Raw genomic sequence first — 12,452 nt, forward strand, 5'->3', positions numbered from 1 at the left:
TTTGGATGCTATTAGCGTAGCACCTTGCCGGGATTCATCAGGTTCAGCGGATCGAACGCGGTTTTCAAAGTTTTCATCAGACGCACCTCAATATCCGATTTGTAATGCGCCGATTCGTCGATCTTCAACTGACCGATTCCATGCTCCGCGCTGATGCTGCCGCGATGCCGATGCACGCTGTCGTAGACGATCTGATTCATCGTGTGCTGATACTGGTCGAGAAACTGCTTCGCATCGCCGCCTTCGGGCGCCTGCACGTTGTAGTGCAGATTGCCGTCGCCGAGGTGACCGAACGTCACCATCCGCGCGCCGGGCGCGGCCTCCGCGATCAGCGCATCCGTTTCTTCGATGAAATGGCCGATGCGCGAAATCGGCACCGCGATATCGTGCTTGATGTTAAGCCCTTCTTCGGCCTGCGCCAGCGGAATGTGCTCGCGCAGATTCCAGAATGCTTGCGTCTGCGCGAGATTTTCCGCGACCACGGCATCTTCGACGAGACCGCTTTCGAGTGCCGTTTCCATCATCCGCTCGAAGAGCGCGCGCGCGTGCTCTTCGCTTTCGCTATCCGACAGTTCGAGCAGCACGATCTGCGCGTGCGGCTCGGCGAACGGATAGCGCATCTGCGGAAAATGCCGGTTCACGAGACGCAGGCAGAAATCCGACATCAACTCGAAGCCCGTCAGAAGCGGTCCGGCGTGACGCTGCGCGAGCGACAGAAAATCCAGCGCGGCATGCGCCGAAGGCAGCGCGGCGAGCGCGGTCACGCGCGCGGCCGGCTGCGGATGCAGTTTCATCACGGCCGCCGTGATGATGCCGAGCGTGCCTTCCGCGCCGATGAAGAGGTCGCGCAGATCGTAGCCGGTGTTGTCCTTGCGCAGTCCGCGCAGTCCATCCCACAGCTCGCCTTGCGGCGTCACGACTTCCAGCCCGAGACACAGCTCGCGCGTGTTGCCATAGCGCAATACGCCCGTGCCGCCCGCGTTCGTCGACAGATTGCCGCCGATCGTGCAACTGCCTTGCGCCGCGAGGCTCAGCGGGAACAGCCGTGCGGCCGCTTCGGAGCGCGCCTGCACGTCGGCGAGTACGACGCCTGCTTCGACGGTGATGGTGTTGTTGTGCGGGTCGACGTCGCGCACGCGATTGAGCCGCCTGAGACTCAGCACTGCTTGCGCGCCGCTGGTGTCGGGCGTGGCGCCACCCACGAGGCCCGTATTGCCGCCTTGCGGCACGATCGCGACACGATGTTCGTTCGCGAGCCGCACGATCGCGGCGACTTCTTCGGCCGTCGACGGGCACAGCACCGCGCACGCGCTGCCTGTGTAGCGGCGGCGCCAGTCGGTGAGATAGGGCGCGGTGTCGTGCCGATCGGTAAGGACGTGCGCGGTGCCGATCGCGTCGACGCACGCGGCGATGAAGTTCGATGAAGCTGCGGAGTTCATGAATGGTCGGTCAGAGCGGGTAGGGCGTGTTCGGCAGGTGCGTGATTCGACGATGGCGGTTGATGCAGGTTGATGCATTGAATGCGCGGCGCGGCCAGGGCTGTGGCCGCACCGCGCCGGACAATCAGACGGGCCCGCTGGCCGCGCCGTTTTCACTGCGCGCATGACGCTTCGCCGCGCGCTTGAACGGCGCGACATAAACGAGTGCGCAGACGAAGAACGCGACGGCGAGGATCACCTCGCACCAGCCGAGCCGGGCGCTCAGGCCACGATCCGACATACCGCGCACGATGCCTTCCATCAGATACAGCAGGCTCAGCATCGATGCCCACTGCAACGTGTAAAGCCGCTTGCGCCACACGCCGGGCAGCGCGAGCAGCAACGGCACGGCCTTGAGCACGAACAGCGAGCCGCCCGCGCGCAACGGCGCGAGCCACCATTCCCACGCAACGCACAGCGCAATCAATGCAATGAGCGCAACCAGCGCGCCCGTTGCGGCGGCGCGGTTGCCCTGCGCGCTGTTACGGGACGCTGCGTCGCGCGCCGTATTCATGGCCGCTCGCTCATCGAGGCGGCAGTGCGCGCAATCCGCGCGCCAAGCGCAACGGCGAGCGTTTTCTCATCGGCTGAAATGCCGTGGCCGGCTGAGTCCGCACGCGCGAAGTGCGATGCCCCATAGGGCGTGCCGCCCGTTTGCGTCGTCGTGAGCGTGCTTTCGGTATAGGGAATGCCGAGGATCAGCATGCCGTGATGCAGGAGCGGCAGCATCATCGACAGCAGCGTCGTTTCCTGGCCGCCGTGCAGGCTGCCCGTCGACGTGAACACGCACGCAGGCTTCCCCGCGAGCGCGCCCGAGAGCCACTGCGGCGTGGTGCCGTCGAGGAAGTACTTGAGCGGCGCGGCCATGTTGCCGAAGCGGGTCGGCGAGCCGAGCGCGAGTCCCGCGCACTCTTCGAGATCGCGCAGTTCCACGTACGGCGGGCCTTCGGCGGGAATGTCGGGCTGCGTGGCTTCGCAGACCGTCGAAACGGGTGGCACCGTACGCACGCGCGCTTGCATGCCGGTAACGCTGTCGATGCCGTGCGCGATGGCCAGCGCGAGTTCGCGCGTGGCACCGTGCCGGCTGTAGTAAAGCACGAGGATGTCTTTCATAGGCATTGGCAGTGAACGGGTATTATAGGGGTGGGTTCGCTGGCGGTGCCGCGAGATTGGCGACGCGCTCGATGCCGGCGCGTGCACTGAAGTGGAGGAGGTCGGTTTGTTGTCCAGGTTGCGTCTCGATCTCGACGCGCTCAAGCGTCTCGCGGAGTTTGCCGCGAAGCGCAGCGGCGAGGATCGCATTCCTCAGGTTGCGGGCAGTCTCACCTTCACGACGATGCTTTCGCTGGTGCCGCTCGCGACGGTCGCGTTCGCGCTGTTTACCGCGTTTCCGATCTTCGCGCAGTTCCAGATGTCGCTGCAGACCTTTCTCGCCGACCATCTGATGCCTGACCAGGTCAGCAGCCAGATCTTCAAATACCTGAACCAGTTCGCATCGAAGGCAAAGGGGCTGACCACGGTCGGCATGATCATCCTGTTCGTCACATCCGTGATGACGATGATGACGATCGAATCCGCGTTCAACGTGATCTGGCGCGTGCGCAAGGCGCGCCCCTTCGCGCAGCGCGTGCTGGTCTACTGGTCGATCCTGACGCTCGGGCCGATCCTGATCGGCGTGAGCCTGTCGATCTCCTCGTATCTGTTCACGCAGTCCATGACTTACACGGCCGCGCAGCGCATCACGCCGCTGATCGAATGGGCGCTGGCGGGCGCTGCATTGCCGCTGACGGTGCTCGCATTCACGCTGATGTATGTGTTCGTGCCGAACTGTCGGGTGGAGTGGCGCGATGCCATCGTAGGCGGCGTGACGGCCGCGATCGCGTTCGAACTGGCCAAGCGCGGCTTCGGTTTCTACATCCGACGCATTCCGACTTATACGGCTGTGTACGGCGCGTTCGCCGTCGTGCCGCTCTTTCTTCTATGGATGTACCTCAGCTGGTTCATCACGCTCGCAGGCGCGATGATCGCGTCGGCGTTGCCGGCGATCCGCACGGGGCAATTCCATCGTCCCGACTTTCCGGGCAGCGATCTGCTCGATTCGCTCGAATTGCTTGCGCGGCTCGTCGAAGCGCGTGATGCGGGCACGCACGGCTACACGGTGCCCGAACTCGCGCGCGCACTGCGCCGCGATATGGAAACGACGGTGCGTCTGTTGCAGCGGCTCGAAGCGATCGACTGGATCGTGCAACTCGATGAAAACGGCCAACGCCCGCGCTTTCTGCTGATCGCGAACCCGACCCAGATCACAGTGGAGCGGCTTTTCGACCTGTTCGTGATCGACCGCGCGGAACTTGCGTATCAGCTGAATCTCGCTTCGACGCATGTGGATAGCGCCATGCTGCTAGCCGCGCTCGATAACGACGCGCTCAAGGTAAACCTCTCGACTTTGCTGGCGGCGCGCGCCTCTTCACGCGACGCTGCGCAACAGGATCAGGCGGGCATGCACGACGCGGCTGCGTTGCCCCAGCAGACGGCTTGAGCGCTCTCGGGCTTTGGGGCGCTCGCGCATCGTTCGTGGTGCCTGAGCCGCGTTGCGCCGCTCGCCGCTAGCTATAGCGAAATGCGCCCCGTGCAGATGTCCTTGAACATCACCCAGTCGCCCATCAGGCTGTAAATGGGATGCCGGAAGGTCGCCGGCCGGTTCTTCTCGAAGAAGAAATGGCCGACCCACGCAAACCCATACCCGCATATCACGGCTGCCGGCAGCCACAGCCAGTCCCCCGTCGCGAGCGCCATTGCGACGAAGCCAATCACGCCCAGCGATCCGACGAAATGCAGCCGCCGTGACACCGTGTTGCGATGCTCGGTCAGATAGTACGGATAGAACTCCGCGAAGCTGCCGAAGTGCTCGTCGTGCGTTGTCTGATGGCTCATGATCGCCTCCGTTGCCTGCCTGTGCGAGCGCCGTCGCGCTGCCCGATCCGGTCAGGCATGGATTCATTGTGCTGCTATCGTCAGACGCGCGCAACCTGGCCATTCGGCATATGGTGCGCGCGCTTCGGGGCGGTTAGTGTGATGCCTGTACACGGTTCGAAGCGTGGGCTGTCGCAAATGCGTAAAGCGCATCGAGCGTTGCATCGGGCTGCTCGGACATCAGCGCGTGGCCGGCGTCGAGCGTGATCGTGTCGACGGGCACGTTTGCGCCGCGCAGCGCGTCGGCGACGGCTTTGGCGGCGCGCGGCGGCGTCATCACGTCGCGCCTGCCGACGATCAGGCGTGTGGGGCAGCTCACCTGCGCGGCGCGCGCGAGGCCGTCCGTGTACGCATTGCAGGCGCTGAAGTCGGTGTGAAAGAGTTGTGGCTCGCCTGTCGCCGAGACGCGCTCCATTAGCCGCTGGTTCATGCCGTGCAGCCAGAAGCCGGGCGCGGGGCAAGACGGTTTCGCAGCGAGCGTCGAATGCGACCACTGGTTGACCATGTCGATGGCTTCCGGCTCGCGCTCGCGCGCGGCATCGAGCAGCGCGTCGGAGACGGCCATCGGCACGGCCGTCGCGACGAGCGCCAGATGCGTCGCGCGTGACGGGTAGCGGGCCGCGAAGTCGAGGGCGACGAGCGAGCCCATGCTGTGCCCGGCGACGAACGCGCGCGCCACGCCCACTGCGTCGAGCAACGCCGCGAGCCAGTCGGCCATCGCGCCGATGCTGGTCAGCGCCGGGCCCGCGCTGCGGTGGTGGCCGGGGAGGTCGACGGCCAGCACGCCAAAGCCGTGATGCGCAAAATAGCGCGTTTGCAGCGCCCAGACGCTGTGATCGTGCTCGGCACCATGAATGAAGACGGCGGTGGGCAGAGCGGCGTCGAATGCCTTGCCGCCCGTGTACGCGTAGGCCGGTTTGCCGTTGACGTCGACGATCATGCGGACTCCTTGCGCGCCGGATCGGCGGGTTTCGAGGCGGCTTGTTGCGCAGTGCTGCCCGCGGATTTCTGCGCGGCTTTTAGCGCGCGCTTGAGATCGTCGATCAGGTCGTCGGGGTCTTCGAGGCCGATCGAAAGACGTATCGTGCCTTCCGCTATGCCCGCGGCGGCTAGCGCGGCGGCGTCCATGCGGAAGTGCGTCGTCGAGGCAGGATGAATGACGAGCGAGCGCGCATCGCCGACGTTCGCGAGATGCGAGAACAGCGATAGCGCTTCGATGAACGCGCGGCCGGCGGCGCGGTCGCCGCGCAGATTGAAGCTGAACACGGCGCCCGCACCGCGCGGCAGCAGGCGCTGCGCGAGCGCGTGATCCGGGTGGGTCGGCAGTTCGGGATAGGCGACTGATTCGACAGCGGCATGGGCGGCGAGGAATTCGACCACCTTGCGTGTGTTCGTGACGTGGCGCTCCATGCGCAGCGGCAGCGTTTCGATGCCCTGCAGCAGTTGCCACGCCGCTTGCGGATGAAGGCACGCGCCGAAGTCGCGCAACCCTTCGCGGCGTGCGCGCAGCAGGAACGGCGCAACCGTGCTTTCCTCGGCGAACACCATGCCGTGAAAGCCTTCGTACGGCTCGGTGAATTCCGGGAAGCGCCCGGACGCGTCGAAGTCGAACGTGCCGCCGTCCACAAGCACGCCGCCGATCGTCGTGCCGTGGCCGCCGAGGAACTTGGTCGCGGAGTGGTAGACGAAATCCGCGCCGTGGTCGAACGGCTTGAGCAGATACGGCGTCGTAAAGGTCGAATCGACCAGCAAAGGCACGCGATGCTCGTGCGCGATCCGCGCGACCGTCGCGATATCGAGCACGTCGAGGCCCGGGTTGCCCAGCGTTTCGCCGAACAGCAGTTTGGTGTTCGGGCGCAGCGCGGCGCGCCACGCGTCGATGTCGCCCGGCTTCACGAACGTCGTTTCGATGCCGAAGCGGCGCAGCGTGTAGTTGAGCAGGTTGTGCGAGCCGCCATAGAGCGCACTCGACGCGACGATGTGCGAGCCCGCGCCCATCAGCGTTGCGATCGCGAGATGCAGCGCGGCCTGGCCGCTCGCCGTGCCGATCGCGCCCGCGCCGTTTTCGAGCGCGGCGACGCGCTCTTCGAATACGGCGACCGTCGGGTTCGAGATGCGCGAGTAGACATGGCCCGCGCGCTCCATGTTGAAGAGCGCGGCGGCGTGATCGGAGTCGCGGAACGTGAAGGACGTGGTCTGGTAGATCGGCGTCGCGCGCGCGCCCGTCGCGGGGTCGGGGGCGGCGCCCGCATGCAGCGCAAGCGTGTCGAAACGGTTGGCGGACATCGTGGACGGCCGGACCTCGACAGCCCGGCGAAGGTGAGAGTGGGGGCCATCGTATCATCGTGCCGCGTGCCGACCACTCAGTTAACGCCCGTATTACGTCTGTATGGAAATGCGGGCCGGACAGGCGAGAACGGGCCGCCCGGCGCGCCCGCCGCAGCCGCAGGCAGACCCGCGAGCGCCGCCTGCCGAGCGTTCGCTGGCGCGCTCCCGGCAGTGGTTGTGCGCTTTCTTTTTGTGGGCCTTTCCGCTACGATCGAAAGACAGTCAAGCCTTTTTTTGCTTCAGAAGGCTTCATCAGGAGACAAATCATGCGCGTCAGCGACATTCTCAAGCTCAAGGGCAACACCCTTTTTACCGTCACGCCCGATAGCCCGCTCAATGAAGCCGTCAACACGATGGCCGAGCACGATATCGGCTCGCTCGTCGTGATGGAGTACGGCGATCTCGTCGGCATGCTGACGTTCCGCGAGATCATTCTCGTGCTGAGCCGCAATGGTGGCAGCGTCGGCGGCAGCACGATCCGCAAGATCATGGACGATCACCCGCTCACCTGCACGCCGGAAACGGATGTCAACGAAGTTCGCCGCATGATGCTCGAACATCACGTGCGTTATCTGCCCGTCATGGAAAGCCGCAAGCTGATGGGCGTGATTTCGTTCTACGACGTCGCGAAGGCGGTCGTTGAAGAGCAGGGCTTCGAGAACCGGATGCTGAAGGCCTATATCCGCGACTGGCCCGCGGAAGATGAGCCGCAGCAGGAGCAGCCGTCGCGCTGAGCGAGGCTCGGTGTCGGCTCAATTTGCAGATGAGGCCTGCCGGCATGCCGCTGTCGCATGACTGAACTATCCTCGAAGCGCGCGCGATCAGCGTGCGCTTTTTTTGTGTCCGCCAGTTCCGCAAAGCGGTTGTGAATCCGGGCAGAAACTGCCCAACATCCATCACTCAATGAACGATCGTCCGTTGTCTACCGCCCAACAGCAAAGGCGCACCGCGCGTGAACACGGTTCGCAGTTCCGGCTGTTGCGCGAGCGCCGTTTCGCGCCGTTCTTCTGGACGCAGTTCCTCGGCGCGATGAACGACAACGTGTTCAAGATCGGCTTCACGTCGCTCGTCACGTATCAGGCCGCGCGCTTCTCAGGCGTCAATGCGGATACCGCGGCCTTTCTGATTTCCGCGATCTTCATTCTGCCGTTTGTCTTGTTCTCGGCGACCTCTGGTCAGATCGCCGACAAGTACGACAAGGCGATGCTCACGCGCTTCGTCAAGACATTCGAGATCGGCGTGATGCTGGTCGGCGGCGCAGGCTTCTGGCTGCACAACGCCGTGCTGCTGTATCTGTGTACGTTCCTGATGGGCGTCCATTCGACGGTGTTCGGCCCCGTCAAGTACGCTTACTTGCCACAGCATCTGGACAGATCGGAGCTGGTCGGCGGCAACGGCATGGTCGAGATGGGCACCTTCGTCGCGATTCTGTTCGGCACGATTCTGGGCGGCGCGGCGGCGGGCTCGGACGCGCACGGCGCGGCGATCCTCGCGTTCGGCTGCGTGGCGATTGCGCTGATTGGACGCGTCGCGTCGGGCTTCGTGCCGCCGTCGATGCCTTCTCAACCGGACCTGCGCATCAACTGGAATCCAATCAGCGAAACCTGGCGAAATCTGAAACTGGCGCGTCAGAACCGGACGGTGTTTCTGAGCCTGCTTGGCATTTCCTGGCTGTGGTTCGTTGGCGCGACGTTCCTGTCGTCGTTCTTCCGGTTCGCGAAGGACGTGCTGTCCGCCAATCCCGATGTCGTGACCGTGCTGCTCGCCACCTTTTCGATCGGCATCGGCACCGGGTCGCTGTTGTGCGAGCGGCTGTCAAAGAAACGCATCGAAATCGGGCTCGTGCCGCTCGGCTCGATCGGCATCAGCGTGTTCGCGATTGACCTGTTCTTCGCGAGCCACGCGCTGCCGGGCGTCTCGCATCTGCTGACGGTCGGCGAATTCATGGCCTTGCCCGCGCACTGGCGCGTGCTTGCCGATCTGTTCCTGCTGGCGATGTTCGGCGGCTTCTACAGCGTGCCGCTCTACGCGCTGATCCAGAGCCGCAGCCAGCCGAGCCACCGCGCGCGGATCATCGCGGCGAACAATATCCTCAACTCGCTGTTCATGATCGTGTCGGCACTGATAGCCGTCGCTCTGACGTCGGCGGGTGTCGGCATTCCGGGGTTGTTCCTCGTGACGGCGCTGCTCAACGTGGTGGTCGCGATCTATATCTATTCGCTCGTGCCCGAGTTTCTGCTGCGCTTCGTCGCTTGGCTGCTGGTACACACGTTCTACCGGATGCGCCTCGTGCATGCGGAGCGCATTCCCGAAGAGGGCGCGGCCGTGCTGGTGTGCAATCACGTGAGCTATGTCGACGCCATTGTCATCATGGCGGAAAGCCCGCGGCCGATCCGCTTCGTGATGGACCACCGGATTTTCCGCACACCGCTTGTCGGCTGGCTCTTTAGACACGCTAAGGCGATTCCGATCGCCCCCGCACATGAAGACCCGGAAATGCTGAAACGTGCCTATGACGCCTGTGCGAAAGCGCTCGACGACGGCGATCTCGTCTGTATTTTTCCCGAAGGCAAGCTGACACGAACGGGTGAGATGAATCCGTTCCGCCATGGCGTGGAGGAAATTCTGCGGCGCAAGGCCGTGCCCGTCGTACCGATGGCGCTGCGAGGGCTGTGGGGCAGTTTCTGGTCGCGCAGCACCGATGCGCGCTTTCCGCGGCCGCTCCAGAGGGGCGTGATGAGCCGTCTGACGCTGGCCGTCGGTGAGCCGCTCGAACCGGCCGACGCGACGCCGGAACGTCTGCAGCAGGTCGTCACCGAGCTGCGCGGCGCGCGCAAGTGAGGCTGTACGCCTGAACCGTCTGGCGGAAGGCGCGACGCTTTCGTCCATTCGTCCTATAACCACCGGCCGGGCTGCTCCGCGCCACGCCAGTGCGGCCGGGCTGGCATAATAACGGTCTCCCCGCATTTCTTTGGACGACGCTCATGTCCGGCAATACCCTCGGTACGCTCTTCACCGTCACGACCTTCGGCGAATCGCATGGCCCGGCCATCGGCTGTGTGATCGACGGCTGCCCGCCGGGTATGCCGCTCGTCGAGACCGACATCCAGTTCGAACTCGACCGCCGCCGGCCCGGCACGTCGCGTCATGTGACGCAGCGCCAGGAAGAAGACAAGGTCGAGATTCTCTCGGGCGTCTTCGAAGGCAAAACGACGGGCGCGCCCATCGCGCTGCTGATCCGTAACACGGACCAGCGCAGCAAGGACTACGGCAACATCGTCGAAACCTTCCGTCCTGGCCACGCCGACTACACCTACTGGCAGAAGTACGGCATTCGCGACCATCGTGGCGGCGGCCGTTCGTCGGCGCGCCTGACGGCGCCGACAGTGGCGGCGGGAGCCGTCGCGAAGAAATGGCTGCGCGAGAAGTTTGGCGTGGAGATTCGCGGCTATATGGCGGCGCTCGGCGAGATCGACGTGCCGTTCGTCGACTGGCAATACGTGCGCGAAAATCCGTTCTTCGTGCCGAATGCCGATATCGTGCCGCAGCTCGAAACGTATATGGATGAACTGCGCAAGGACGGCGATTCGATCGGCGCGCGCATCAACGTGGTCGCGTCGGGCGTGCCCGTGGGCCTTGGCGAGCCGCTGTTCGACCGCCTCGACGCCGACATCGCGCACGCCATGATGGGCATCAACGCGGTGAAGGGCGTCGAGATCGGCGCGGGCTTCGAAAGCGTCCGGCAGCGCGGTTCCGTGCATGGCGACGAACTGACGCCGGAAGGCTTCGTGGGCAACCATGCGGGCGGCGTGCTCGGCGGCATTTCGACAGGACAGGACATCACCGTGTCGATCGCCATCAAGCCGACGTCGAGCATCCGCACGCCGCGCCGTTCGATCGATAAAAACGGCCAGCCCGCCGTCGTCGAAACGTTTGGGCGACACGATCCGTGCGTCGGCATTCGCGCGACGCCGATCGCCGAGGCAATGCTCGCGCTCGTGCTGATCGACCACGCGCTAAGGCACCGCGCGCAATGCGGCGACGTCGCCGTCGATACGCCGAAGATCGCTGCCAGCGCGCCCTGACGTGCAACGCCATTCGGCGTAAGGTCGAAGATATCCGGCAAACTCGCTGGTTCCCGACGGGGCGGTCAACATGAACACTATCGATCCCACCGCCGCCGATCCGCTCGCGCCGCTGCGTGCGCGTACGGCCTTGCCCGACGCCGTCGCGACCGACTGGTTCGCGCTCGGCAACGCGCTCCTTGAACGTGCAAACGGCGACAAGGCGCTGCTGCGCGAAGCCGTCGATGCGCTGATGCGGGCGCATCGGCTGGACGCGAATTGCGACGCCAGGCTGTTGCACAGCATCGCGCAGACGGCCTTCATCCTCCGCGACTGGGCGCTCATCGAATCGTCCACCGCACTTCTGCTGGCGCGCGACGCCAACGATGCCAACGCGCTCGTCTGGCGCGCGGCCGCCGTCCAGGAGCGCGACGATTTCACCGAAGCACAGCGCCTGCTGCACGAAGCGGCGCGCGCGGCGCCCGGCAATCACATCGTCTTGCACAAGCTCGCGTTGTGCATCAAGGAACAAGGCCGTTTCGGCGAAGCGGAAGCGCTGCTGCGCCGCGTGCTGGAGCTGACACCGAACAACGCGCACGCGCTTTTCGATCTGTCGGAACTGGAAGTGCGCGCGGGGCGTTACGCGCAAGGCTGGCTCGACTACGAAGCACGCATCGCCTTCGCGCACGATTCGAACGCCGCGCGGGCTGCGCTCGCCGCTATTAGCCCGAACTGGCGCGGCGAGTCGCTGGCGGGGAAGACGCTCGTCGTCTATGGCGAGCAGGGCAACGGCGATTGTCTGTGGTCGGTGCGCTTTCTACCGCTGCTCGCCGAGCGCGCGCAACGTGAGGGCGGCCGCGTGATTTTTGGTTACGCGGGGCCGATGCAGCATCTGTTTGAACGCATGCTGCCGGATGGCATCAAGATCGAAACGAGCCTCGACACGAAGCCCGATTATCACTGTGGGTTGATGAGCTTGCCGCTGCGTTTGGGCATCAACGATCCGTCGGTGTGGGGACGGCCGTATCTGAGCGCCGATCCCGCGCTTGCCGGCGCATGGCGCGAGCGCGTCGCTGGCGCCACGGTGGCGGGAAATAAGAAGATCGGACTTGTCTGGAACGGCAATCCCGATCACATCCGCGACAGGCGGCGCTCGGTGCCGGCTCATGAGATCGCGCGAATTCTGGATGTGCCGGGTGTGACGTTCTTCGCGATTTCACCGGGGCGCGAGCAGACGGTCGGACAATGGCGCACGAAAGGCATCGATATCGTCGACTTGACCCCGCAGTTCACGGCCGGTTTCGACGACGTGGCCGCGCTGCTCGTCAATCTCGACGCGCTCGTTACTATCGACAGCGGTCCTGCGCATCTGGCGGGCGCGCTCGGCGTGCCGACGTGGCTAATGCTCGATCACGTGTCCTCCTGGTTCTGGGGCGAGGAGACGGAGCGTACGCCGTGGTATCAGACAGCCGAGCTGTTTCGTCAGCCGTCGGCTGGCGCGTGGGAGGCCGTGCTTGAACGCGTGCGTGCCCGGCTTGAAGCGCTGGCGGAGTGAGCCGGAAAATTTCCGCAACGTCATGTGAAAACGCCGCTCATCGAGCGGCGTTTT

11 protein-coding genes are annotated in these 12,452 nt (G+C 64.7%); 5 read left to right on the forward strand and 6 right to left on the reverse strand.

Annotation, left to right across the window (positions count from 1 at the left end; all coding sequences use genetic code 11):
- Nucleotides 1–11 precede the first annotated feature (11 nt).
- From C2L65_RS05015 to wrbA, 3 genes are all read right to left on the reverse strand, one after another.
- Nucleotides 12–1,439 carry an FAD-binding oxidoreductase gene (locus C2L65_RS05015; RefSeq protein WP_042311260.1) on the reverse strand — a complete coding sequence of 476 codons (1,428 nt, stop codon included), beginning with the start codon at nt 1,437–1,439 and terminating at the stop codon, nt 12–14.
- 124 nt (nt 1,440–1,563) lie between these two features.
- Nucleotides 1,564–1,992, reverse strand: coding sequence for a DUF2069 domain-containing protein (locus C2L65_RS05020; protein WP_042311262.1), 429 nt, complete (start codon nt 1,990–1,992; stop codon nt 1,564–1,566).
- The gene (wrbA, locus tag C2L65_RS05025; protein WP_042311263.1) at nt 1,989–2,591 is read right to left on the reverse strand and encodes an NAD(P)H:quinone oxidoreductase; all 603 of its coding nucleotides are present in this window, start codon (nt 2,589–2,591) and stop codon (nt 1,989–1,991) included. Before wrbA ends, C2L65_RS05020 begins: the two co-directional genes overlap by 4 nt.
- Before the next feature lie 109 nt (nt 2,592–2,700).
- Here wrbA and C2L65_RS05030 point away from each other — a divergent pair, with 109 nt between their 5' ends.
- Nucleotides 2,701–4,017: a YihY family inner membrane protein gene (locus C2L65_RS05030; protein ID WP_042311351.1), complete on the forward strand. Its 1,317-nt coding sequence runs from the start codon at nt 2,701–2,703 to the stop codon at nt 4,015–4,017.
- Nucleotides 4,018–4,088: 71 nt separating this feature from the next.
- Here C2L65_RS05030 and C2L65_RS05035 read toward each other — a convergent pair whose 3' ends face one another.
- The 3 genes from C2L65_RS05035 to C2L65_RS05045 form a co-directional block, all read right to left on the reverse strand.
- Nucleotides 4,089–4,412, reverse strand: a complete 324-nt coding sequence (locus tag C2L65_RS05035; protein WP_042311265.1) for an Mpo1-like protein — start codon at nt 4,410–4,412, stop codon at nt 4,089–4,091.
- Nucleotides 4,413–4,545: 133 nt separating this feature from the next.
- Complete coding sequence (locus C2L65_RS05040) at nt 4,546–5,391, reverse strand: alpha/beta fold hydrolase (RefSeq protein WP_042311267.1); 846 nt, start codon at nt 5,389–5,391, stop codon at nt 4,546–4,548.
- Nucleotides 5,388–6,737 carry an O-acetylhomoserine aminocarboxypropyltransferase gene (locus C2L65_RS05045; RefSeq protein ID WP_042311269.1) on the reverse strand — a complete coding sequence of 450 codons (1,350 nt, stop codon included), beginning with the start codon at nt 6,735–6,737 and terminating at the stop codon, nt 5,388–5,390. Before C2L65_RS05045 ends, C2L65_RS05040 begins: the two co-directional genes overlap by 4 nt.
- 308 nt (nt 6,738–7,045) lie before the next feature.
- On the opposite strand from C2L65_RS05045, the gene C2L65_RS05050 reads away from it, so the two are divergent.
- The 4 genes from C2L65_RS05050 (at nt 7,046) to C2L65_RS05065 (ending at nt 12,398) form a co-directional block, all read left to right on the forward strand.
- A complete protein-coding gene (locus C2L65_RS05050; RefSeq protein WP_035991317.1) occupies nt 7,046–7,513 on the forward strand; it encodes a CBS domain-containing protein in 468 nt (155 codons plus the stop codon).
- Nucleotides 7,514–7,682: 169 nt separating this feature from the next.
- Entirely contained in the window at nt 7,683–9,620 is a 1,938-nt protein-coding gene (locus C2L65_RS05055) for an MFS transporter (protein ID WP_042311272.1), read from the forward strand.
- Nucleotides 9,621–9,763: 143 nt separating this feature from the next.
- On the forward strand, nt 9,764–10,864 hold the full coding sequence (aroC, locus tag C2L65_RS05060; protein ID WP_042311274.1) for a chorismate synthase: 1,101 nt from the start codon (nt 9,764–9,766) through the stop codon (nt 10,862–10,864).
- A gap of 70 nt (nt 10,865–10,934) precedes the next feature.
- The gene (locus C2L65_RS05065) at nt 10,935–12,398 is read left to right on the forward strand and encodes a tetratricopeptide repeat protein (protein WP_042311276.1); all 1,464 of its coding nucleotides are present in this window, start codon (nt 10,935–10,937) and stop codon (nt 12,396–12,398) included.
- Nucleotides 12,399–12,452: the final 54 nt, after the last annotated feature.

The sequence above is a fragment of the Paraburkholderia terrae genome (genome assembly GCF_002902925.1).
Lineage (GTDB): Bacteria > Pseudomonadota > Gammaproteobacteria > Burkholderiales > Burkholderiaceae > Paraburkholderia > Paraburkholderia terrae.